A 24,493-nucleotide genomic window follows, 5' to 3' on the forward strand; every position below is an offset into this window, starting at 1 on the left:
TTTGGAAATGAAAATGATTAAATGGGGCATCACTGCAGCGCTGGCAGTATCTATGTTTGGTCCAATTCATACAGCGAAGGCAGCAGATACAAGTGTACAAGCAGAGACTACGACTCAAAACAACGATGATCTAATCTTTAAGATGGACTATACGGAGATGACCGTTGGTGACAAGGTTCCGGTGCAGATTTTTGCAAAAGGTCCAGATGGCTCATCCGAACGTGTTCCACTGTCTCAAGCAGATATGGTGATCGAGAAGCCTTACTTATTGCAAAAGCTGCCAGATGGCTCAATGAAAGCATTAGCCGTTGGTGAAACAAATGTAACCGTACGTTCAGGAACTAATTCCAAAACGTTAAAGGTATCTATCAGTGCTGATAAGGACATCGAAAATGGTGTATTAATCAATGGCACGATGTATTTGCCTGTACAAACTACCTTTAAGAGTTTAGGTGCAACTATTCAGACGAATACAGCCACTAAGACTTTTAGTATTCGTGTAGGGGATTTGCCTATTCAGCTTCAACTGGGCAGCGATATTGCTATGGTGAATGGGAATAAGGTGAAAATGAGTGGTAAAGTGCAAACCGTGGATGGAGGAGCTGTATTCCCTGCAACCCTCTTAAAAACTTCATTGGGAGCAGTGTTGGATTTTGGTGCTCATTATGAGTCTTTGAACATCAATTTCGGTAAAGCGGAGTTATTTGCGTATACGAAAAATACGTTAAAAATAGCTAAAAGAGAATCTCAAGGGGATCTCGCTAAGCTAATCGGAAAGACTTATTGGTTCAACCAGTTTGACTCCGACTATAAATTCCAAAAAGCAACGATTGTTGATATTCTAGTGAACGACGATAATGAGTTTGCGATTTCTTTTAAATTGGCATCAGGTAAAGTTGTGGAGACTTATGATATGGAATATGATCAGGTCACTCGCGTTCTAGCAAATAAAGAGTATTTCTTTACGTCTGATCCTACCAAAATCTATAAATGGTCAAATGCAACATGGGCTAAAATTAAGGCAGGTAAAATTTCGACAGGAATGACCAAGCAGCAAGTAGAACTAAGCTGGGGAACTCCAATTGATAAATCAAGTCTATCCGGCAGTGGAATTACAGTTGAGACTTGGCAATATAGAAATTATAATTACGTAACCTTTACAAATGGTGTTGTCTCTATGATTTACACAAATTAATGTAAGGGAACTATAACTTCATTTTAAATCAAAGGACGCCTTCAGGTTCATTACCGGGTGTCCTTTTCATATATTCGAACGCCTCATCATTGATTTAGTCATAGAGCCTGTCTCTGAAGCATATCTTTTGAAAGAAGCACTTTCAGAATGAATTGTTGACTATTTATTGACCGAAATGAGGGGTTTATTCATGGCAAAGTCAAAACGTGGACATGCACTGTGGAGTTTACCATCCAGGGGTCGGGGTACTTGTCCGGTCTGTCAGAGTACACGGATCAAACTGCTTTATCCAAAAAGAAAAACGGACGGATCAGTCGTTAAGGTTTGTAAGCGTTGTGACAAGGCGCCTCAGACGAAAGTGGATGCAGTGTTGGTGTAAAAGAGTAACGCAAGGATGCCTAGTTGCAGCTATATGCATTTTGCATGTAGGTACAACTAGGCATCCTTATTTTGAAATATAAGAAAGTATACATTTCACACTATGCTGGGTATGAAATTATTTCAGCGTACGATGAATGACCTGATCACGTCTAGGTCCCACAGAAACAGTAGAAATACGTATTCCAATAGACGTTTCAATAAAGTCTACGTAACTTTTAGCTTGCTCTGGCAGCTCGTCGAAGTTCGTGATATGTGAAATATCGCAGTTCCAGCCAGATAAATGCGTTACTATCGGTTTTGCTGCGTTTAGCTTATTGGTTGCTGGAAACTTGTCGGTGATTTCCCCATTTTCAAGCTCATAGGCAACGCAAACCGGAATCTCATTTAAATAACCAAGAACATCCAGATTGGTCAACACAACCTCCGTTGCACCTTGCATCAGGCAACCATAGCGTGTAGCTACTGCATCAAACCAACCCATACGTCTAGGACGTCCGGTAGTCGCGCCAAATTCCCCTGCATCGCCACCTCGTGTGCGAAGTTCATCCGCTACAGGCCCTTCTAATTCAGATACAAAAGGTCCGGCACCAACGCAACTGGAATATGCCTTCGTTACAGCGATAACATTCGTGATGGCAGCCGCAGGTAGACCCGCGCCGACAGGTGCGTATCCGGCAAGTGTCGATGAAGAGGTAGAGTAAGGATATATACCGTGATCAGGATCGCGCAGAGCGCCTAATTGCCCTTCAAGTAGAATCGTTTCTCCTTTTGCATAAGCTTCTTGTAGTATTTCTGTTGTATTGGCAACATATGGTGCCAATTGCGCAGCTTCCTTTTGCAACTGAGCCATTAATTCTGAGACTTGGATAGGGGCTTTCTTATATAAATGCTCCAGCAATACATTTTTTGAAGCAAGTAATTGTTCGAGACGTTTCTCAAGTCGGACGGGATCAAACAAATCTGCAACTTGTATCCCGAGCTTCGCATATTTATCCGCGTAGAATGGCGCTATTCCTCGTTTGGTTGAACCGAACCCTTGTGACCCAAGTCGTTCCTCTTCCAGCTCATCAAACAAACGATGGATCGAGAGTACGATTTGAGCACGCTCAGACACGTACAACTTCGGCTGTGGAACCCCTCTATCTGCTAATGCTTGTAATTCCTTTACTAATACTTCTGTATCAAGAGCTGTTCCTGGTCCAATAATGTTTGTAACTGAAGGGTAAAATACACCAGAAGGCAGCATATGAAGCGAAAATTTTCCATACTGGTTAATGATAGTATGCCCAGCATTACTTCCACCTTGAAAACGAACTACATAGGATGATTGAGCGGCTAGTACATCTGTCATTTTTCCTTTGCCTTCATCTCCCCAGTTAGCTCCTACAATTGCGATTACGGTCACGTGATTACCTCCCAAGCTTGTGATTGGCTACAGGTCTAAGTATAATGCTAGATATAACATTAGAAAAATTGATATATGTAATATCTATTATAAGGTGAGGTAATGACTTGGGGATGGACATCAACTTGGAATGGTATCGCTCTTTTTATTGGGTAGCACAAACAGGCAGCTTAACTGCGGCAGCAGAACGGCTGAATATCACACAACCCGCGGTGAGTCACACGATTAAGCAATTGGAAGAAAAGATGGGCGGCCCCTTATTTTTCCGTACCTCTAGAGGGGTGGATCTAACAACAGAAGGAAAAGTACTGCTGCGATTCATTGAGCAAGCCTTTCAGAATGTGGAGATGGGTGAGCGAGCGATTGCAGAAATGAACAATTTAAATAGTGGGGAGATTCATATCGGTGCAAGCGATACCCTCTGCAAATATTACTTGTTATCTTATCTCGAGCAATATCATGAACAATATCCTAACGTACGTATTCATATTACGAATCGAACAACACCGGAAACGCTCACGCTTTTAAAAGAAGGCAAAATTGATTTCGGCATCGTAAGCTTACCGGCATCTGACAAGCAGATTGAATTTCGTAAGAGTACACGGCTCCAAGATTGTCTTGTAGGAGGCAAGGGCTTCCGTCATTTAGCAGATAATACGATGCCGCTTGCAAACATCAAGCAGTACCCATTATTATTCCTGGAGCCAGGAGGCAGCACAAGAAAGTACATAGATGGGTTTCTTGCCTCCAATCATGTGACGATAACACCAGAGTTTGAACTAGGCAGTGTAGATCTTCTTGTTCAGTTCGCTTTACGTGGCTTTGGTCTAGCTTTTGTTATTCGTGATTATGTAAGGGAAGAATTAAAAAGTGGGGAGCTTGTAGAAATCCCTTTAGATCCGCCATTTCCAGAGCGTAACATCGGGATAGCGACTCTTCGAGGGGTTCCACTCTCTGCTGCATCAAAGTCCTTTCTAACCTTATTGGACTAAATTAAATCGGGTGCGGGATTATACACATGAGGAGGAGGCTAAGCTATGAGTGATTTGCTTGGTCGGCTACGTAAGGGATACGGGAAAAAGCTGCGTGCACTTCACACCTGGAACGGCTGGATCGTCGTGATATTGGCCTTGACTGGGCTTGTGCTAGTAGGCGGTTTCTGGCGAGGTTTCCTTGGTGAAGGCAGGGTATGGATTAAAGGCTTGCATATTGTGGTAGGAATTGCATCTATCCTTCCAGTGATCTATTATCTTCTGCTGGCCAGTAAACATTGGAAACAGCTAAAGGAAAAGCCTTGGCAGCGGTTCAATGTACTTGTTGTGCTCTTCCTGTTGCTTGGGTGGTTCGTTTCTGGTGTATTGTTATGGCAGTTTCGTACGGTAGGACCGCAAGTATCTAATCTTGCATTGGTCGTTCATGATGTCCTGACATGGATTGGACTGCCTTACATTATCTATCACTCATTGACTCGTGTGAAGTGGTTGAAGGAGCCGAATCGTCGGACCATCAAGAGCGAGGGAAGTGCCATTACAACATCTCAGAATACTCCGCAGCCAGTCTATACACGTAGAGCTTTTATTCGAGGGACGATCGGTGTAGGGCTTGCCCTTACAATCGGACCCTCATTTGTAAAATGGTTAGGCAGCTCGATTGGAAACATCGGTGGCAGCGAAACGATCGATAAATTAATCGAGAATGACCGCAATCAGCTGTTGCCAGCACCGCAGCCACTGGCGGCATCGTCACCGCCTCTTGGAGGTGGGTCGCAGGGTCAATTCCGTGTTTATACTGTAACCCCTATTCCTGAGTTCACGAACGATAATTGGTCCTTTAAGTTGGATGGTCTTGTTGATCAGAGCTTTACATGGAATTGGGAGCAATTCGTTCAATTGCAACGGACGGTTCAAGTGAGTGATTTTCACTGCGTGACAGGTTGGTCCGTCTATAAGAATACCTGGGAGGGCATCAAGCTGAAGGATCTACTACAACTGGCTGGTGTGAAGTCCACTGCAAAGACAGTGAAGTTCTACTCAGGGGATGGAGTATATACAGATACCCTTACGCTGGAGCAGGCGGATATGGACGATGTTATGGTCGCGGTTATGCATGATGGGAAACCGATTCCGAGCGATCTCGGTGGACCGGTTCGGCTAATTGTCCCCAAAATGTTCGCTTACAAGTCAGTGAAGTGGCTGAACCGGATTGAACTAATCGAGGGAGAGCATACAGGATACTGGGAGCAACGAGGCTATTCGAATGATGCTTGGGTATAAATGAGTTTACTTAACCTTAATGGGCTTTGGGCCTGTTAAGGTTTTTTTGTGATTAGGGATGTAATCACAGAAATATTTCCATATATATAGAAGTGAATCAACGAGGGGCAGAGATCATCTGCGGAAAATTAGATTTTTTGTAAATAAAAGGAGTATGGTGAGTTGGTTTCTGATAAAATAAAGCAAATGATGGAAAAAGTTACCGGATCGGTTAGGGAGGTGTTTATGTTGAACGGTGCGAGATCCGTAAAGCTATTAGGACTTATAGTTGGCGTGGTGTTACTGAATATTATCGTTTTGTCACCAGGGTTATTAGGGGTCGAAATTGGGGGAGTAAGCGTTCTAGAGACTTCCTTTGGCGTGACATTAGTAGTGATCAGTCTTCTTGTTGTCCTTTATGGAAGTTATAATTTGCTGTTTAAAGCTTCGGTGGTTCCACCTGTAAAAGAGATAAAGACGCATGAGGATTATATAGCAGCGCTCACGCAATACAAAAATGTAAAGGTGCTGAAGAAGGACATTACACTGGCTTTGGATCAGGTCATTCGGATGGAAAAGAAGAAAAACACGTTAATGGTTGTCCTGGGTCAGAGATTTGAGCAATCGGAGCTAAGCTACAAGAAGTTTGGTGCGGTCAGTTATGAAGTAGAGAAGCTTTTCTATCTGAATATCCGAGGGATACTTAATAAGTTAAGTGTTTTTGACGCTTCGGAATTCTCCCTTTTTGCCAGTCAGCAGAGACCTGCGCAGTTCTCGGATAAATTGGTGCAGAAAAAAACAGCGCTATACAATGAATACTTGGCTTATGTAACAGGTTATCTCGGTGCAAACGAAGAGATTTTGCTGAAGTTAGATCAATTACTTCTCGAAATATCGCTATTAGACAGTACGAATTATAAAGATGTTGAAGATATGCCTTGTATGAAGGAGATCGATGAATTGATCAAACAGACGAAATTCTATAAGCAATGAAAGGAAGATGCGAATGGCTAGGAAAGGGAGAACATTTTTAGTCCTCGGAATTATTACAGTGGTAGTTTTTGCTCTTGTGTATTTTGGGATCACTTTAACATCTAATTTAGGTAAAACCACTACTGAGGTTTCGTCAGAAGATGCAGGAAAGCGGCTGGAAAAACTTTATAAAAAAATTAACGTAAATATCGCGGAGCAAGTTAAAGGACAAATCGACCTTGATCCTGTAGCGATTGGTGATTCCTTACCGGATATTTCTAAATTCCCTATATCAGTAACCAATACAACGGATAGCTTTGTCGAAATCTTTTCATCCACAGAGAAATCAGGAACGGGTAATGATGGATGGCTTAATGAAGTGGCGACAGACTTTAATAGTTCCAATATAGAAGTGAACGGATTACCTGTTTCAGTAAAAATTCGCAATATTGCTTCAGGAACAGCGACGGATTACATAAGGTCTGGTAAATATATACCAGATGCGTTTACACCATCCAATGAGTTATGGGGTGAGATGGTAAAAGCGAACGGAATGAATACGCAGCTTATAACCAATCGTCTTATTGGTAATGTAGCTGGTATTGTCACGAATAAAACGAAATATGATGAGTTAGTAGAAAAGTATGGTTCTTTAAACGTTAAGACGATTACTGATGCGATAGCGAATAATGAATTATCTATGGGTTACACAGATCCTTTTGCCAGCTCAACAGGTTTGAACTTTCTTGTGACTGCACTTGGGACGTTTGACAGCTCTGATTTGCTTGGAGAGCAAGCAGTTCAGGGCTTTGAGAAATTCCAAGCGAATGTACCTTTTATCGCATCGACTACTTTACAAATGCGTGATGCGGCTAAAACGGGGAAGCTGGATGCTTTTGTATTAGAGTACCAAATTTACGCAAATGCCCCCGAACTAAAGGGTAGTTATGTATTTACTCCTTTTGGTGTAAGGCATGACAGTCCCCTTTACGCATTAGGTGATCTTCCACAAGAGAAGCTGGACATTATTAAGAAATTCGCGGAGTTTGTTGAACAGGATAAGTATCAGCGTTTGGGTGAGGAAAAAGGTTTTAATGGATTGAATGACTATCATTCGGAGGTTAATCCAGTGGATGGCAGTCTTTTATCCTCGGCTCAAAAGCTGTGGAAGGAGAAGAAAAACGGCAATAAACCCATTGCGGCAGTATTTGTAGCTGATGTCTCAGGTAGCATGAACGGTGAGCCTTTAAATCGTTTAAAGCAATCATTATTAACAGGACAGAAATACTTAGGCAAAGATAATAGTATTGGTTTTGTTTCCTACTCCGATAACGTTACGATAAATCTTCCAATTGGCAAATATGACACGAATCAGCAGTCGATGTTTGTTGGGGCAATAGATAGTCTTCAGGCGAATGGGGGGACAGCGACTTTTGATGGAATTGTGGTGGCACTCAAAATGCTTCAAGACGAAATGAAGATAAACCCGGAAATCAAACCTTTAGTCTTTGTATTAAGTGATGGAGAAACGAATGAAGGTCATTCACTGAATGATATCAGGGGCTTAATTGAAACCTATAAAATTCCGATTTACACCATTGGCTACAACGCAAATATTAAAGCACTGGAGAGCATTTCAAGTATTAATGAAGCGGCTAACATCAACGCGGATACAGACGACGTAGTCTATAAAATCGGAAACCTGCTTAATGTTCAAATGTAAGTTACAACTTTTAGGAGGGGTTCTATGTCTTTTACGATGGAAGTGGTAAGTCCGGAGAAATTGAAATCAGCGATTGAAGAACAGGTTAAACCTGAGCCACAGGAAGTAACGCAACTGAAGGAAATGGCGATAACCAATGTCTCGACGATTTTGGAGCTGGATTTAGAATCTTTGGATAAACGAAAAGAAGTGCTGCAATCCATAGACAGCTTCGGGATGAGCACCATGAGATCGTCTTCAGACAAGAACTCTCTTTTGCAAGTTTCTGTAGGGAATTTATCAAAAACAGGGGATGAAGGCGGGCAAGTAGCTAAAGGGTTAACGGAACTAAACCTCCAGCTGAAAGATTTAGACCCAAGCGCAGTGGATTTTGCCAAAAGTGGTCTTCTAGGGAAGTTCTTTAACCCATTGCGGAGTTATTTTGCGAAGTATCAAAAAGCAGATGCTGTAATCTCAGATATTATCATTTCTTTAGATAAAGGCAAAACCGTATTGAAAAATGATAACACTACATTAGAGTTTGAGCAGCAATCGCTTAGAGAGCTCACTAAAAAACTGCAGAAAGAAATTCAGCTAGGAATGCTGATGGATCAGGAGATTGAGGCTCAGCTAGATGCAGCCAAGCTACGTAATGAGTCTGAAGAAAGAGTAAAGTTCATAACGGAGGAGGTATTGTTTCCTCTGCGGCAGCGTGTGATGGATCTGCAACAGATGCTGGTAGTAAATCAGCAGGGAATTATGGCGATTGAAGTGGTTATACGAAATAATAAAGAGCTAATTAGAGGGGTGGACAGAGCTAGAAATGTTACGGTTTCTGCCCTGAAAATCTCCGTTACGGTGGCCAGTGCACTCTATAATCAACGAATTGTTTTGAAAAAGATTGAACTCCTAAATCAAACGACCAACACGCTAATAAGCGGCACCTCAAAAATGTTGAAAGATCAGGGGGCGGCGATCCATAAGCAATCCCTAGAATCTAGCATTTCAGTAGATACATTAAAACAGGCATTTACAGATGTGCTATCCGCTTTAGATTCGATAAGTACGTATAAGCAGGAAGCTCTTCCTAAAATGCGTGAAACCATTAACCAGTTTAGAGAGCTGGCAGATAGCGGAGAACAGCAGATCGTGCGGCTCGAGAAGGGGAATAAGCTGGGCTTGTAGAATAGTTTGAACAATGGAGTGCGTAGAACTTACGTACTTTTTTTGTGGAATAGCTGAAGGGGAGGTGAAGAACATGTGGAGGCGGTTTCGTAAAATGGTGTTAGGTATTCTCCTCTTACTGGTGGTGCTAATAGGAATTGGAGCCTTGTATCAATGGTATGGTTCAACACAAGACAGAAAAGCTTATAGACCCGTTGGAAAACTGTATGAGGTAGAGGGCAACAAGATGCACCTTTATACGGAAGGCGAAGGCAATATTACAGTAGTCTTCGCTTCTGGATGGGGATCGGTAAATCCGTATGCTGATTTTTATCCTTTGTATGAAGGACTAAAGCAGCATGTAAAAATTGCAGTGTATGATCGCTTCGGTTACGGCTTCAGCGATGCGACGGACAGACCACGAGATATCGATACGATTACAGACGAAATTCATGAGCTCCTTAAAGTCTCCAAACAGAAGCCACCTTATTTATTTGTCGGTCACTCACTCGGCGCTCTAGAAACGATTCGGTACGCACAGCGCTTCCCGGAGGAAGTGAAGGGGATTGTGTTTATTGATGGTGGAAGTCCAGAATATTATAAAAAAAGCCCGGAGCTAACGGTTATTCCTTGGATATATAAGGGACTCCGAACGACAGGTATTCTGCGGATGTTATATCATTTCGATGGATTCGCGGCATGGGTATCTGACCAAAGTAACGGTGATAAGCTTTTGCCTGAGGGGAAAAAGGCACTAAATCGTAAAGGTACCTTACTCAAGATTGGAAACAGGAACATGGTGAATGAGTTAGAACTAAGTCGAGAGAATGCCGAAGTCGTCATGACTGGTGGGAAGCCACTCCATATCCCCATTACCGTTTTGACGGCTGACTATTTTGGCAAGCTGGATGAAGATCAATCATGGAAGGACAGTCAAACGGAGTTTCCTGCTTGGTCCACCTCTGGGAAGCAAATCATCGTACAGGGCAGTTCTCACTATATTCATAGTTATCAGCCGAAAGTTGTTGTAGATGAGTTGCTTCGAATGGTAGAGAAGGGGGGATAAACTAGGGCTTGTAGCTATTTCCAGTCTAAACCCATCCTAGCCTTTAGTCTGGTAAGACTCCGGTCCTAAGACTGTTTTGAGCCTTCTCTTTCTCGCGTATAATGAGATTAATTGATAACGTGAGAGGAAGGACATAAGAAATGAACGATAAGTTGTATACAATGCCGATCGGAGCGGTAGATTCCATGCAGATTCCCGTAGAATCGAAAACACAATCTAAACCAGGCAAACGTCGATCAAGTCCCAAGACCTATCGGAGTATGTTGTATTTTATAATCTCTTTGCCGATTACGATTGTATATTTCGTGTTTATGGTGACAGGATTAGCATTATCGATTGCTTTAACACCAATTTTCATCGGTATACCCTTGTTTTTCGCAGTAGCTAAAGGGTTAGATTACATTGTGAAATTTGAGCAAGAGCTAGTAAGATCACTACTGGATATTCCTAGACCGAGTGAAGAGCGCAGAACGGATATGAAGCAAGAGGGAGCGGGCTTCCTGCAACGCATGAAGTTAGGTTTTGATGGTGCAAAGTTTGCACGTAACATCATGCTGATTATGGGACGATTCGTATCCAGCATTATCTTCTTCTCACTAACGATAACTGTGGTAGCGGCAGCGCTAGGTCTGATCACACTACCTGTGCTACATCAGATTTTCTTGCAAACGATGGATTTGAATATTTTGGAGAATAGTGTGTTTGCCTTATTTAATATCGACTGGACATTATCTCAGCAATACATTTCCTATGTTGTAGCGGGACTCGTCGTTTCTGTGATCGCAACTTGGGTGATTAAATCGTTGATGGATGTACAGCGTAGAATGTTGTTTGTATCCTACGAGGAAGAACGTCAGTATTAAATGGAAAGAAGCGTAGCTCTTAAAGAGCTACGCTTCTTATACTTTTATCGCTATCTTAATGAATTAGTCCATAGATCAATAAGTTCTTAAGCTTCTAAACAGAAGGCTTGTAGCTGCTTGCGCTTATCAGCAGTCATGCCGAATTCCTGTTCGAGGAAAATCTCTACACTTTTATAACGCGCGTCAATGGCAGAGAAAATGGCTTCCATGAATTCTCTGCGTAATATAAGCGCAGCCATAACAGTATCGACTTCCTTCGGTGACAGATGCTGTGAGGCTTGCTTTTTTATTTGCTCATTCAATGGACCAAGTGTCTGATTGGAGAGTAAATAGTCTTCTATAATCGTCTCTCTTGGAACCCCAAGTGCTAGGAAGATGAATGCTGATCCTACGCCAGTGCGGTCTCTTCCGCCGGCACAATGATGCAGGATACTGAATTCATCTGGAAGCATAATGGTTGCCATAAGTCGCTTAAAGGAAGGGTTATTAAAGGCCATATCCAAATACATATTAACCAAGAAGTCTGTCGTAAAATGTTCAAGGAATCCAGAACGAACCACATCTCTCATGTCTCCAGGCACCTCTTGCTTTAGCGCAGGTAGACAAATGTTATTAACTCCTGGAATGACTGGATCTGGTTTTAAACGAATTTCTTCTATTCCCCGATAATCAAATATGGTCTTAATTCCAAGTGATTTAAAGAGCTTTATATCTTGATCGGTCATTCCTGTTAATTCGGCTGATCGAAAAAACAAACCGTATTTGACTCTACGGCCATCTGAGGTGGTGTATCCGCCCATATCTCGGAAATTGAGGATGCCTTTAAAGGGGAGAACACGACGCTTAGAATCTGTTGTTTCTAGTTTCTGGTTCATTTTCGTACCACCTTTGGTTGGTTATTGAATAGGCTATTCTAAAATGTAGAAAGGGTGTCGCTTAACCATAAAAGTTTGCCCTTAATACTATATATAGTACCATGATAAATGCCAACAACCCGAAAGGATAGTGTGACATTTTATAAACTAATACTCTGCTCACGCCTGTTAACTAACCTAACCAATAAAATACAAAATCCTAGCAAAAAGATCAACTTTTCTGTAAAATCGGTTGCAATATCATGTAACGTTATTGCGCTGTTTACGGAAAAATTCTAGTAGGAGTGTGTAAAATGAATTTAAAAGAAAAGTTGATAGTAATAAAAGAAAATGGCTACCAAGCACCTCCCGATACATACCAGTTGATACAAGAAATGATACATAACATCGGTTCTGTGGATGCCGAGCTGCGTGATGACCTGATTTATACAATCTTATCACATTGGATTCCTGGTAATTCTCTAACTGCAAATGAACTAGAACAACTTCTTCCAGTTATTTTGGATCATAACCATTTGCATTTTAAGCTTGGTGAAACTAATACAGACGCTGTCTTTACTCGATCTTTCTCAATGCTAGTCATACCACTCGTTTTAGAGAGACATAGAGAATCACCATTTCTCTCAAGAGAGCAAATTCATCAGATAAAAGAGAAAGTATTTTACAATGTACAAGAAGAGCGAGATTACCGCGGGTATGATGAAGAAAAGGGCTGGGCTCATGCCATAGCCCATGCAGCAGATGCTTTAGACGATTTAGCTCAATGTTCCGAACTGGATAACAATGACCTCATAACGATTCTCCATTTGGTTTATGAAAAGATGATCATAACAGATCGAATTTACTCCGATGGGGAAGATGAGAGAATGGTAAGACCCATAATTAGTGTCTTAAATAGAAAAATACTCAGTCAGACTTATGTAGAGCAATGGATTCAAAGTTTTGGTGATGTGGAGAAAAATTCAGAGTTTCTTCCTGCCTTTAGGCAAAAAAATAATATAAAGAACTTTCTGAAAAGTTTATACTTTCGAGTTAAATTTTATAAAGTAGATGCCAATCTCTGCCCAACTATCGAGCATACATTATATAAAGTAGAAAAAGTATACTATTCCTAATTTGAAGTTCACTTTTGAAATTTGAACCATAGTTCAGGAGGGGTTCTATGCATTCAAGTGGAATATTTAAATGGAGCTTTTGGGGACTTGCTGTATTAATTTTGTTAGCGCTTTCGGGATGTTCTAATAACGGAAATGTAAATGAAAAAGTTGCTACATCACCATTTCCCAATCCAACGATAAGCAATACACCTCAGGCATCGGATAGCCCAAACATTGGGGTTGTGGCAAAAGGTACTGTGCACATAGATAAACTAGGTGAGCGGAGAATATTTGTTTATTTGCCTGCAGGGTATGAAACTGACAGTGAGCGATATCCTGTTGTGTATATGCACGATGGGCAGAATGTTTTCAATACAAATACCAGCTCTTTAGGCAAAGAATGGAGAGTGGAGGAGAACATTGATCAGCTCGTTGCTGATGGAACAATGGAGAAGGTTATTGTGATAGGAATCGCTTCAAGTGATGGTTCAGAACGTGGAAAGGAGTATGTCCCTTTTCCGGAGAAGTCTATTCCTACTGATGGAACGAGTGCAGAGGAATTTACCCAATATTTTATTAAAACGGTTATCCCCTATGTCGATGGTGCTTATCGGACCATTCCCGATCGGGATCACCGAATGATCATGGGATCGTCTTTCGGTGGTATTCAGGCGTTATGGATGGGATATCAACATCCGGAGACTTTTTCAGCGATAGCGGCTTTATCCCCTGCCACTTGGGTAAGTAATGGGCGTATATTGGATGAGTTGGCGAAAGAGTCCGGGAAGCCTGCATTGAAGATTTGGCTCGACATGGGTGTAACCGAAGGAATGCCAATTGATCCGCTTGTGAATGTATTAAAGTCGAAGGGATTTGTATCAGGTAAGGACCTATTCTTTCAGATGGACCCTTTGGGTACACATGAAGAGAAGTCATGGAATAGACGTGTACATAGTCCATTGATTATGTTCGCCGGGAAAGAGGCTGTACAAAAGATCAAGCTTGAAGTAAGTGACTATCTGACATTACTCGGACCGGAAGCTCTTAATGTGCGTCTTAATTTAATTGCCACTATGGATAATGGGATGGGTTATACAATCCTTGACGGAGATGAATATCAAGTGTTGAATCCTGAAGTGGGGCAGGTAGATATAGCAGGTAAGGTGAGCTTTCTGAAACCGGAATCCTTGAAAGTAAATGTTTCATTTCAAGATGTTACTGAAGAACATTTGGTTAACTATGAGCATTATGTAAAGGTATTTAAAGTTTATGTGAAATCTCTTGATATTGACGAGAACGGGGATGAGTTCTCCATTAACCTGAAGGCCTCTGCTCGAAAAATAAATTCATCTCCTGAGTATATCACAGCGCTAGTGAGCTCCGCTGAAAAAATCGGTATATATAAAATTAAGGAGACTCAGGAGGATGTAATTCGTATAACCTTTAATACGAAGTAGTCATAGAAATTCATATTCAAATGAGGGTAATCCCCTGGCTAATAATCAAGAAATTTCTCACCTAATTCTTTAAACTAAAAGGAGCTGACCCCTAAGTAGCATTTCCTACTTACTGAGTCAGCTATTTTTTAACGCAAAATATAACCCCCATCAGGAAATAGGGTGCTTCCCGTAGTATAGTTATTAGTCATCAAATAAATGGTTGTATGTGCTGCTTCGTCGGCATGTCCTACCCTGCCAAGGATATTCATATTCGTATATTCATCGTAAGACTTGTCTCTAGTCTCTTGTTCTGCTCCTACCCAATTAAAGTTGGTATGAATGGTGCCTGGGGAGATGACATTTACTCGAATCGGAGCTAACTCAACAGCCAATGCTTTTCCTAGACTCTCAATCGCGCCGTTACAAGCTGCATAGGAGGCACCGTCTGCAAGTGGTCGTTGACTGAATGCGCCAGACATCAGAACAATAGAGCCAGTTGGACTTATATATGGGATCGCGTATTTCACAGCATTATATTGAGGCCAGAACTTTGCATTAAAGCAGCTATGCGCAATCTCTAAGCTTGAAGTAATCGGTCCTCTAACATAAGAGGCGCCGGGAGTGAACAAATGATCGAAGTTGCCGATTTTTTCAAAAAAAGACTTTAAGTCTTCTTCATTTTGATTATCAAGCGAATGAGTTTCGGTAGATTCGGACCCTAGAATTTGTTGAGCTTTTTCTAATTTATCTTGTGAACGCCCAGCGATTATGACATATGCGCCTTGTTCAACAGCTTGTTTGGCAGTCGCGAGCCCTATTCCGGAGCTTCCTCCTATAATGACGATTCGCTGGTTTTTTAATGAAATACTGGACATTTTTATCTACTCCGTTCATAGTTAAATGGACTTTTAAGTTCTGTTTTTTATTATTAGGTATAAAAGAAATTCTGCACAGTACGCACTTTTTTCGTACTAGGTACGATTGTTCGTACTAGCTGTGAAATAGATTAACTATCGAAAGAGATGATCACATGGATTTACTGGAGCCGAGATTGGCCGGAGTGCTTACAACGCTTGATAAGATCGGTGGAAAGTGGAAGCCGCTCATTTTATTTATTTTATTGATAGATGGTACCAAACGATTTGGCGAACTTCGACGGATTATTCCAGATGTCTCTCAAGGGACATTAACTAAGCAACTACGGGAGCTTGAAGAGGATCAACTTATCGATCGTGTGGTTTTTCATGAGCTTCCATTGAGGGTGGAATATAGTATTTCAGAACATGGCAAATCACTAATTACTGTTTTGGATAGCATGTGTGGCTGGGGAAGGATGCATCAGGAGTATTTAAATAATACAAACAAGTAAGGGGCGGACATTATTATAAATACTATTTTGCAGGACCCAACGGGTCAGGCCTATAAGACGCTGATACAGGTAGCTATGGAAGTGTGTGATGAATTTATTTTGGTCAAACGGGATCAGATGGAGTTAGAGCCAGAAGGATATGAACTATTGGAACGGTTACAGCCTTTTCTCAAAGAGATCGTCAAAGATGATTATTGGCCGGGAACTCGGCTTATGGGACATTATGCAGATGTTTATTATTTTAGATGTTCACCGGATGCGGTCGATATCCTACTATCCTATTCTACGAGCTTGTACTCATGGGTGCAGACTAGAGTGCCCGATGATCTTTGTTTTTTAAGACAGGGGCGACCGTGGTTAATCAATACAGCTCATGAGCGAGAAAGCCATATTGTAACTGATGTAGAAGAGGTGCTTAACAGACTAGAAGAGAGCGGACTATTATTCCGTGACTTATCTGTGTTTTATCCGTAATAAAGATAACAATGAGGCGATGTTTGCAAAGACAGAGTCTCTTTTTTTGTACTGGAAATTTTTGTAGACAAAATGGTCTACAAGTTGTAAACTCTAATTCAAATGGAAGGTCTAGGAATTGTAGACCAACGGGAGGCGCAAGGTTGAAGGATCTCAGACTGACCGAAATGGAAGGGAGATTTGCGGAATTAATATGGGATCATGAACCGATTCCGTCAGGGAATCTGGTGAAGTTATGTGAATCCGAGCTCAACTGGAAGAAATCTACGACGTATACGATGTTAAAACGACTTGAAGCTAAAGAGATTTTTATCAATGATAATGGTGTGGTAGGTTCTCTTATCAAAAAGGATGACTTTTATGCGGAGCAGAGCAAGGCGTTTGTGAAGGAAACCTTCGGCGGTTCGTTACCCAAATTTTTGGCTGCTTTCACAAAGAGCCGGAAATTAAGTGACAGCGAAATTGATGATGTTCTAAGACTAATCCATGAGCATAAGGAGGAGTAACGGTGGATCAGCTGTTTGAACAACTTTTAAACATGAGCATTACGGGAAGTTATGTGATTGTGTTTATCATCGTGGCACGGCTGTTCTTAAGAAAAGTTCCCAAAATATTCTCCTATGCCTTATGGTCTGTGGTTTTGATCCGACTCCTGTGTCCGTTCTCGATTGAGAGTATATTTAGTTTTATCCCATCTGAAGTACAGAACTCACCTCTAAATAAGCTATACACACAAATGCCTCAAATCCAAAATGTAATCAACACATCCGAGCAAGCTGTAAATAATATATCACCCGTACTTATTCCCTCTACACCTGCTGCACCAAGTGGTATAATCCCTTCGAATCCTTCAGATGCGTGGATTAACATAGGCCAATATATATGGTTGATCGGGATTGGGCTGCTGCTCATCTACAGCATTGTTGCCACTGTTCGACTTTCACGAGACTTAAGAGCCGCAACCCCTCTTTTCGAAAATATATATGAACATAACGGCATCTCCACACCTTTTGTATTCGGCTTCCTTAAGCCTAGAATATACCTTCCAAACGGTCTTTCCGATCATGAAAAAGCTTATCTCATCAAACACGAGCAAGTGCACATACACAGATGCGACCACATCATAAAACTTCTCGCGTTCGTTGTTCTGTGTATACATTGGTTTAATCCAGTGGTTTGGCTTGCTTTTTATCTGATGAGTGATGATATGGAGCAGTCCTGTGACGAAAGCGTCATAAGACAGATGGGCAGTGGAATCAAAAAGGAATACTCGACCTCACTTTTGTCCTTATCTACTGGAAGACGATTTATGGGTGGTTCACCGCTTGCCTTTGGCGAGAGCAATACAAAAGGACGAATCAAAAATATTCTGAATTACAAAAAACCAGCCTTTTGGGTTGTTTTAGTCGCAATCTTAGTCGTGGCTGCGCTGTGTGTCGGACTCATAAGTAATCCGAAAAATGATCCATTAACCGTAAAGGATTATGCCGAGCAATTTATGGAGCAGAACATTACGAGCTATGAGAATAGTACAAATGTTAAGATGGTTGACAGTAAAATTACTAAGCTTGAAAAAATAGCGTCATTCGACGATCTGTTTGCAACATCCTTGGAAATTTGGAGTTTAGAATATCGCTTGAAACCGGATGATCCAGCTAAGCTGACGATGACGGAAAATGTGGTTGATGGATTTATCACCGAAGAAGGAAGCATGGGGAAACCGATACTTATTTTTTCTATTATGAATTCAACACCACAATATTTGGGCGTAATCAGGAGTGGAGAGAATGACATATCCACACCAGCCGGTCAGGAAATGGCAGTGCGTGTGTTTCTTGAAGCAAACCATCACCTTCCGCATGAAACTTATAGTGGGAAGCATATTCTAGTGAAATTCCCCTTAACGACAGGCGAAACAAGTCAACTGTTGTTATCCCAACCTGTTATTCAAGGAGATTCAGGAATTTGGACCGTAGAACGTTGGAAGGATTCGAATGGAAATGAATATTACAATACACCTCAAACTGATGTTACGATAGCTGAATATTATGCCCGTCTGCAGACATTAGCGGATCAGGGGGAGGAGCCGGCACTACTTGATCCTTTGCAGGTCGCCATGAATTATATAAGCAATGATATTGGAATGGGTCAGCATGTCAAGCTGGATCAGCTTGTGGTGGACAATGAGGCTACAGCTGATGATTTTGCGATCACGCCCGAGAGTATATTAATGGGCTATGTTTTTAATCTTAGCCTGGAGAATCATTCCTTTGATTTTGATAACATTGAATGGCTAACAATGGAGGATTCCGCTCGCTTTAAAGGGTTGAATATTAATCCAGATGAGGATATGCCCAATGGATTTTATATCCTCAACAAATATACGTATACCGATCCATTAGAGGTTGCAGAGGATACGAGATATTCTATAGTTGATGCTAATGCGGGTGGTCTAAAAGAAGTAAGCAAGCAGGAGTTTATTGAATATTTCAAGCAATATACTGATTTTGTGCCTCCGTGTGTGATTACTAAAAAAGACGGATATGTCACCAGCATTGCTGAGAAATATATGCCGTGAAATATCCGCTGATGAAAAAAGTTGAACTTTAAAGCGCAGAAGAACCCGCATTTGGTGCGGGTTCATCAGCATGTTCATCAGCATGTGTATCGGCGCTGGCTCGTTTACGTTACTGTCGGCACATTGTATTCGGTTTTTCACATACATTTGGCTTATTTACGTTAACTTCGGCACATTGTATTCGGTTTTTCGCATACATTTGGCTTATTTACGTTAGCTTCGGCACATTGTATTCGGTTTTTCACATACATTTGGCTCGTTTACGTTACTGTCGGCACATTGTATTCGGTTTTTCGCATACATTTGGCTTATTTACGTTAGCTTCGGCACATTGTATTCGGTTTTTCACATACATTTGTCCGTAATCTCGACTAAAACATGTATTCTAAGGATTTAAGGTCCGCTCGGTCCTTCATCCCAAAGAGGCGTGTGCTTAATTAAAAACAGGGCTCCCCATGGCCAACAGTTGAATATAGGCCCATCCCTTGAGTTCATTTCACATTTCTCCGCAATCTAGAAATTTTAAAAATTCTATTATAGCAAGCATAAACGCCTTCGGTGTTCTTAATAGGACGCTAGAGTCTAGGCCATTGGTAGACCCAACTGTTTACGAAACTTATTCCGAACTACGACAGAGAGTGCATCTAGCTCGACAAGCTCTGCCAGAGCGTACGCCTTTTGAAGACCAACCTGCATTAGATGCAGTACATGTGACACGGATGCACCGCCAGCTCCATTTCCTTTTTTAACAATTACGTCATCTGCGGAAATTTCTCCCTTTATTATGATCTGACAATTTACAAAATTTCATATATTTAAAGAAATCTATTGATAATTATTCTCATATGATTTAATATGATAACGATTCTCATTATCATTACTTTGCTATAAAGAATGATAAATAAAATATAGATGGGGAGATAGAAAATGAATCAGAAAAAAGTTTTATTAGCAGGGGTATCAGCGGTTTTAGCTTTGAGTTTGGCGGCTTGCGGTAACAATGAAAAGGATAACGCAGCTTCAAAAAGTGCAAATAATGCAGCAGTAGCAGCTGAGGGAAATGCAAATAACAAAGGAAATGCGGCTCAGGAGGCAGTTGCCACTGAACAAACCATTACATATCTAGGTAAGGATTATGTAGTACCTGCAGAGATTCACAATATCGTAGCTGCAAGTCTGGAATCTATGGAAGATGCTGCAATCCTAGGAGTGAAACCTGTAGGCGTACTTGCTATAGCAAATGCCATTCCAGGTTATCTGTCAACGGAATTAGCTGGTGCATCTTTAGTGGGGGATAAATTTGCCCCAAGCAATGAGGCGATCTTGCAGCTAGATCCAGATGTTATTTTAGGGTCTTCCAAGTTTGGTGAAGATGTGTCGGGTGCGCTTAATAAAATTCAAACGATGATTCCTTATTCACATATATCAACGAATTGGAAAGATAATCTGCTTTTACTAGGTCAATTATCCGGAAAGACCTCAGAAGCAGAAAAGATTATTAGCGATTATGAATCAAAAGCTGCTAGTGCAAAGGCTGACGTTGGAGAAAAGTTGAAAGATAAATCAATTCTAGTTATTCGTATTCGTGAGGGTAGTATGTGTGTGTATCCAGCGGGTGTTTACCTGAATCCGGTTATTTACGAAGATTTAGGTGCTGCCATTCCCGAAGTAATAACAACTACTAAAGCTCAAGCTGAGCTTTCACTAGAAGCTTTAGCGGAAATTAATCCGGACTATATTTTCTTGCAGTTTGAGACCAGCGAGAATACGGATAATGCAACGGCACTTGATGATTTACTTAAGAATCCGATCTTCAAAAGCGTAAATGCAGTCAAAAACAATCATGTCTTTGTAAATGCAATTGATCCGTTGGCGCAAGGTGGTACGGCTTGGTCTAAAGTAAGATTCCTGGATGCTGCAATTGAAAATCTCTTGAAGTAAAACCGAAGGTGCGATGAATAAGATGAATACAAAAAATTGGAAAGTTATATTGATCCTATCAACTTCTCCATTATTCATCGTATTAGCAATGGTTGTATCCGTCTTATATGGTGTTAAGGATATTGGAATAGTAACAATCTGGCAGGCGATTACACACTTCGATGCAAATAATGTGGACCACAACATTATTATGACATCTAGATTACCGCGTGTAATCGCCGCTTTATTAGTTGGAGCGGCCCTAGCTGTTTCAGGGGCGTTAATGCAAGGCGTTACACGGAATTATCTTGCATCACCATCGATTATGGGAGTAAATGACGGATCGGCATTTGTTATTACGTTGGCTATGGTGTTTTATCCTGGATTATCGAATGTTCATATGATTCTTTTATCCATGGTGGGTTCCGCTATCGGAGCGGGTTTGGTTTTCGGATTTGGCTCATTAGTCAAAAACGGCTTATCTCCAGTCAGACTAGCCATTATTGGTACTGTAATTGGTACATTTTTAAGTAGTATTGCCTCAGCAGTAGCGATGTTTTTTCAAGTCTCACAAAATGTTAGCGTTTGGTATAGCTCGAAAATACATACTGTAAATCCAGATATGCTAATATTGTCCATTCCTTTTATAATCGTTGGTCTGCTCTTGGCAGTTAGTATTTCTAAATCTGTAATGGTTGCCTCCCTAGGGGATGAAACGGCAATTAGCTTGGGTCAACGGACAAAATGGGTGAAAATCGTCAGCATTTTATCTGTTGTATGTCTAACCGGAACAGCAGTAGCTTTAGTCGGTAAGATAGCCTTTGTGGGTCTAATTATCCCTCATATTACACGTTTTATCGTTGGTATCGACTATCGTTTCATCATTCCTTGCTCAGCAGTCATTGGGGCTGTTTTTTTAGCATTTTGTGATGTCTTAAGCCGGTATATTAACTTTCCGTTTGAGACGCCAATTAGCGTTGTGACAGCCTTTATTGGAATCCCGTTCTTCCTTTATTTAATTCGGGTTAAAGGGGGAGAGCAACGTGGATAGAGGCAGAATACAGTTTAGTCGCTATATATTGACGCCACTAGCTTTTATCCTGCTAACACTTGTGGCGGGGTATTTTCATCTAACGAATGGCGCTTTTGATATGTCTGTCATGGATGTGATAAAAACGCTGCTGCGAATAGATCCCAATCCTAAATTTGACCTGGTTATTTTTCAATTTCGACTACCACGGATCATTATTGCGTCATTAGTAGGCATAGGTCTGGGGATGGCTGGAACGGTCATTCAAGGCATTACCCGAAACGGGCTGGCTGATCCAGGTATCCTTGGGATTAATGCCGGTGCCGGAGCTGCCATCGTTGCATTTATGTTTTTCTTTCAGATGTCAGGGGTTACTTTTTTTAAAGAAAGCTGGTTTTCGATACTAGCCATGCCTCTCTTTGGTTTTGTGGGGGGGCTTGCCGCAGTTGTAGTTATCTTTATTTTCTCTTGGCGGAATGGTGCACTTGATATGCAACGTTTGATATTGACAGGGATCGCGATAAGCAGTGGTTTTGGGGCGTTATCGTTGTATCTTTCTCTAAAAATGAATGCAAGTGATTATGAAATGGCTGCGGTGTGGAGTGTCGGAAGTATTTACAGCGCGAATTGGACTTATATCATAATGATCACACCTTGGGTGCTGATTTTAGGATTTGTGATGTATCGAAAAAGCTATTTGCTCAATTATTTTCAATTGGAGGATTCCAGCACAAAAAGCTTGGGGATCTCCGTAGAAAAAGAAAAGCTGATCTTTCTGTTATGCAGTGTGGGGATTGTAAGTGTCTGTGTATCTGTATCCGGTTCTATAGGTTTTATAGGATTGATGGCTCCTCATATCGCCAGAAGATTAGTAGGGATTAATCACCGTTATATTATGTTATCCAGTGCAGTGGTTGGGATGTTTTTGCTGGTGATCTCGGATTATTTTGCCAAAACATTATTTCAGCCAGCAGAGTTACCTGTGGGAATAGTCGTTTCGATTATTGGCATTCCCTATTTCTTATATTTATTAGCCAAGTCAAGAGTGTAGGGGAGAGTGAGCAGCACATATGTCAACACAAGTTGAACTCGAACGCACAGAATCATGGAAGCTAGAATCTCAATATATGGGCTACACGTATGATATAAAGGTCTCAATTCCGAGAGAAGAGGCCCCTGAGAATGGATTTCCCGTCTATTACATGCTCGATGGCAATTCATATTTTCAATTGGGCCGGGATGTCGTGAAATTGCAGTCAAGAAATGCGCCGAAAACTTTGATTACACCAGCCATCGTGATTGGCATTGGGCATTATGGTTCAGATGATGAGGTCTCCAAAAGAAGATTTTATGATTTCACGCCTCCTGCGAAGCAGTATGTATATCCGGATCGATTGAAAAATGCTGACATAGGACCACATGGTGGTGCTGAAAAGTTACTATCTTTTTTAGAGTTGGAATTAATGCCTCTGATCACTGAAAAATATAATATCGATCAGCATAAGCAAGTTTTGTTTGGTCACTCATTAAGCGGGTTGTTTGTCCTCTGGACGCTGTTTACTCGTGCCGAGCTATTCCAGTATTATTTGGCCTCTAGCCCCTCGATTTGGTGGAATGATCATGAAATCTTGGCGTATGCGGAGGAGTTTTATAAGAAGGGTCAAACGATAAGATCCGAGAAAAGAAAGCTATTGATCACAGTGGGCAGTGAAGAGGCGTTTATGGTCGATGATGCTAAAGGATTATTTTCAAAATTGTGTGAGTATTCTTTGCCTGATTTGCAGGTTGAGCATTACATAGCGCCAGATGAAAACCACGCGTCAGTAGTACCGACCATCATGAGCAGAGCGTTCCGTATGTTGAATTGTTAAGGAAGGGGATATGATGCACGATGATGTTAGGAGAACTTACTACTTTTGAACATATGGGGCGACAAATTATCGTGTATCTCCCTAAAGCATATCATTTGTTTACTGAGCGAAGCTTCCCGGCGGTTTTCTTACAGGATGGCGATTTCTTGTTCAATGAGTCGATTGCTGATATAGAAAGGGATGTGGAGGAGGGGATTACAGAGCCGGTTATTTTTATCGGGATTGATTCTCAGCTTCGTAATGATGAATATACACCTTGGGAAATGCCTGCTCTTTTTAAGGATTGGTCCTTTGGGGGCAAGGGGGATGATTATTTGGATTACGTATATAAGAAACTGGTCCCGCATATAATTCGTTCCTTTCGCATCTCTCATGAGCCGGGCAAATTGGCATTAGGCGGTGTATCACTAGGTGGGTTAATAAGTATGTATGCGATGTACAAGACAGAGTCTGTTTTTGATAATTTTATATTCATATCCGCGTCTGTGTGGTTTAAAGATTTTATACATTATATGGAGACTTCAAAGTTAGATAGGGAATGCAAAGTCTATATGTATGTAGGTGAAGAGGAAGGTATCCAGAAGACTAATGCACAGAAGGACATGGTGCCTAATAGTAAACGTGCTTTTGATATTTTAAAAGAGAAGATAGATGGAGCTGATCAGCGGGTGATGTTTGAGACAGATCCATTAGGCACGCATAATGACACGTTTTTTCTGCAATATTTTCCGAGTAGCATCAGGTTCTTATTTCCCGCAAACTGAATAAAAGGACGAGCAGGATAGAGTATCCTTGCATCGTCCTATTTTTTTACATATAGGTTAGATAACCATAATTTAG

Annotated in this window: 24 protein-coding genes; 20 read left to right on the forward strand and 4 right to left on the reverse strand. The window is 41.2% G+C overall.

The window, feature by feature from the left end; translation table 11 throughout:
* Positions 1–7 precede the first annotated feature (7 nt).
* On the forward strand, positions 8–1,195 hold the full coding sequence (locus NYE25_RS02765; RefSeq protein ID WP_341145043.1) for a stalk domain-containing protein: 1,188 nt from the start codon (positions 8–10) through the stop codon (positions 1,193–1,195).
* Between the two features lie 190 nt (positions 1,196–1,385).
* Positions 1,386–1,574 carry a hypothetical protein gene (locus NYE25_RS02770; RefSeq protein WP_076121390.1) on the forward strand — a complete coding sequence of 63 codons (189 nt, stop codon included), beginning with the start codon at positions 1,386–1,388 and terminating at the stop codon, positions 1,572–1,574.
* A gap of 117 nt (positions 1,575–1,691) precedes the next feature.
* Here NYE25_RS02770 and NYE25_RS02775 read toward each other — a convergent pair whose 3' ends face one another.
* Positions 1,692–2,981, reverse strand: a complete 1,290-nt coding sequence (locus NYE25_RS02775; protein WP_341145044.1) for an adenylosuccinate synthase — start codon at positions 2,979–2,981, stop codon at positions 1,692–1,694.
* 113 nt (positions 2,982–3,094) lie between these two features.
* Between NYE25_RS02775 and NYE25_RS02780 the strand changes: the two genes are divergently transcribed.
* From NYE25_RS02780 to NYE25_RS02810, 7 genes are all read left to right on the forward strand, one after another.
* Complete coding sequence (locus tag NYE25_RS02780; protein ID WP_042193785.1) at positions 3,095–3,973, forward strand: LysR family transcriptional regulator; 879 nt, start codon at positions 3,095–3,097, stop codon at positions 3,971–3,973.
* Between the two features lie 45 nt (positions 3,974–4,018).
* Entirely contained in the window at positions 4,019–5,254 is a 1,236-nt protein-coding gene (locus NYE25_RS02785; protein WP_340969085.1) for a molybdopterin-dependent oxidoreductase, read from the forward strand.
* 162 nt (positions 5,255–5,416) lie between these two features.
* Positions 5,417–6,226, forward strand: a complete 810-nt coding sequence (locus NYE25_RS02790) for a hypothetical protein (protein ID WP_341145045.1) — start codon at positions 5,417–5,419, stop codon at positions 6,224–6,226.
* Positions 6,227–6,239: 13 nt separating this feature from the next.
* Positions 6,240–7,928 (forward strand): vWA domain-containing protein, encoded by a 1,689-nt coding sequence (locus tag NYE25_RS02795; protein ID WP_341145046.1) that lies wholly within the window; start codon positions 6,240–6,242, stop codon positions 7,926–7,928.
* 24 nt (positions 7,929–7,952) lie between these two features.
* Entirely contained in the window at positions 7,953–9,092 is a 1,140-nt protein-coding gene (locus NYE25_RS02800) for a toxic anion resistance protein (RefSeq protein WP_076282825.1), read from the forward strand.
* 73 nt (positions 9,093–9,165) lie between these two features.
* Entirely contained in the window at positions 9,166–10,137 is a 972-nt protein-coding gene (locus NYE25_RS02805) for an alpha/beta fold hydrolase (RefSeq protein WP_341145047.1), read from the forward strand.
* A 140-nt stretch (positions 10,138–10,277) separates the two neighbouring features.
* Positions 10,278–11,000: a sensor domain-containing protein gene (locus tag NYE25_RS02810; RefSeq protein ID WP_341145048.1), complete on the forward strand. Its 723-nt coding sequence runs from the start codon at positions 10,278–10,280 to the stop codon at positions 10,998–11,000.
* An 86-nt stretch (positions 11,001–11,086) separates the two neighbouring features.
* Here NYE25_RS02810 and NYE25_RS02815 read toward each other — a convergent pair whose 3' ends face one another.
* Positions 11,087–11,875 carry a tyrosine-protein phosphatase gene (locus NYE25_RS02815; protein WP_341145049.1) on the reverse strand — a complete coding sequence of 263 codons (789 nt, stop codon included), beginning with the start codon at positions 11,873–11,875 and terminating at the stop codon, positions 11,087–11,089.
* Between the two features lie 293 nt (positions 11,876–12,168).
* Between NYE25_RS02815 and NYE25_RS02820 the strand changes: the two genes are divergently transcribed.
* Both NYE25_RS02820 and NYE25_RS02825 read left to right on the forward strand, forming a co-directional pair.
* On the forward strand, positions 12,169–12,990 hold the full coding sequence (locus NYE25_RS02820) for a DUF2785 domain-containing protein (protein WP_341145050.1): 822 nt from the start codon (positions 12,169–12,171) through the stop codon (positions 12,988–12,990).
* A gap of 47 nt (positions 12,991–13,037) precedes the next feature.
* A complete protein-coding gene (locus tag NYE25_RS02825; RefSeq protein ID WP_341145051.1) occupies positions 13,038–14,429 on the forward strand; it encodes an alpha/beta hydrolase in 1,392 nt (463 codons plus the stop codon).
* Positions 14,430–14,557: 128 nt separating this feature from the next.
* Here NYE25_RS02825 and NYE25_RS02830 read toward each other — a convergent pair whose 3' ends face one another.
* Positions 14,558–15,286, reverse strand: a complete 729-nt coding sequence (locus NYE25_RS02830; protein ID WP_341145052.1) for an SDR family oxidoreductase — start codon at positions 15,284–15,286, stop codon at positions 14,558–14,560.
* Positions 15,287–15,441: 155 nt separating this feature from the next.
* Here NYE25_RS02830 and NYE25_RS02835 point away from each other — a divergent pair, with 155 nt between their 5' ends.
* The 4 genes from NYE25_RS02835 (at position 15,442) to NYE25_RS02850 (ending at position 18,832) form a co-directional block, all read left to right on the forward strand.
* The gene (locus NYE25_RS02835; protein WP_076282818.1) at positions 15,442–15,780 is read left to right on the forward strand and encodes a winged helix-turn-helix transcriptional regulator; all 339 of its coding nucleotides are present in this window, start codon (positions 15,442–15,444) and stop codon (positions 15,778–15,780) included.
* Between the two features lie 81 nt (positions 15,781–15,861).
* The gene (locus NYE25_RS02840) at positions 15,862–16,254 is read left to right on the forward strand and encodes a hypothetical protein (protein ID WP_179085702.1); all 393 of its coding nucleotides are present in this window, start codon (positions 15,862–15,864) and stop codon (positions 16,252–16,254) included.
* A gap of 143 nt (positions 16,255–16,397) precedes the next feature.
* Positions 16,398–16,760 (forward strand): BlaI/MecI/CopY family transcriptional regulator, encoded by a 363-nt coding sequence (locus NYE25_RS02845; RefSeq protein ID WP_076282816.1) that lies wholly within the window; start codon positions 16,398–16,400, stop codon positions 16,758–16,760.
* A gap of 2 nt (positions 16,761–16,762) precedes the next feature.
* Positions 16,763–18,832, forward strand: a complete 2,070-nt coding sequence (locus tag NYE25_RS02850) for a M56 family metallopeptidase (RefSeq protein ID WP_341145053.1) — start codon at positions 16,763–16,765, stop codon at positions 18,830–18,832.
* A 582-nt stretch (positions 18,833–19,414) separates the two neighbouring features.
* On the opposite strand, the gene NYE25_RS02855 is transcribed toward NYE25_RS02850, so the two are convergent.
* Positions 19,415–19,549: a hypothetical protein gene (locus NYE25_RS02855; RefSeq protein ID WP_341054296.1), complete on the reverse strand. Its 135-nt coding sequence runs from the start codon at positions 19,547–19,549 to the stop codon at positions 19,415–19,417.
* A 210-nt stretch (positions 19,550–19,759) separates the two neighbouring features.
* Between NYE25_RS02855 and NYE25_RS02860 the strand changes: the two genes are divergently transcribed.
* Genes NYE25_RS02860 through NYE25_RS02880 form a run of 5 tightly spaced genes read left to right on the forward strand, consistent with a single transcriptional unit; the run spans position 19,760 to position 24,417 of the window.
* On the forward strand, positions 19,760–20,773 hold the full coding sequence (locus NYE25_RS02860) for an ABC transporter substrate-binding protein (protein ID WP_341145054.1): 1,014 nt from the start codon (positions 19,760–19,762) through the stop codon (positions 20,771–20,773).
* Between the two features lie 13 nt (positions 20,774–20,786).
* Complete coding sequence (locus NYE25_RS02865; RefSeq protein WP_341145055.1) at positions 20,787–21,803, forward strand: FecCD family ABC transporter permease; 1,017 nt, start codon at positions 20,787–20,789, stop codon at positions 21,801–21,803.
* Positions 21,796–22,833, forward strand: a complete 1,038-nt coding sequence (locus tag NYE25_RS02870; RefSeq protein WP_445667114.1) for a FecCD family ABC transporter permease — start codon at positions 21,796–21,798, stop codon at positions 22,831–22,833. The genes NYE25_RS02865 and NYE25_RS02870 overlap by 8 nt, the downstream gene beginning before the upstream one ends.
* Positions 22,834–22,852: 19 nt before the next feature.
* Positions 22,853–23,653 carry an alpha/beta hydrolase gene (locus NYE25_RS02875; RefSeq protein WP_076282812.1) on the forward strand — a complete coding sequence of 267 codons (801 nt, stop codon included), beginning with the start codon at positions 22,853–22,855 and terminating at the stop codon, positions 23,651–23,653.
* Positions 23,654–23,673: 20 nt separating this feature from the next.
* The gene (locus NYE25_RS02880) at positions 23,674–24,417 is read left to right on the forward strand and encodes an alpha/beta hydrolase (RefSeq protein WP_076282811.1); all 744 of its coding nucleotides are present in this window, start codon (positions 23,674–23,676) and stop codon (positions 24,415–24,417) included.
* Positions 24,418–24,493 lie beyond the last annotated feature (76 nt).

It is taken from the genome of Paenibacillus sp. FSL E2-8871, assembly GCF_038000345.1.
GTDB lineage: Bacteria > Bacillota > Bacilli > Paenibacillales > Paenibacillaceae > Paenibacillus_AQ.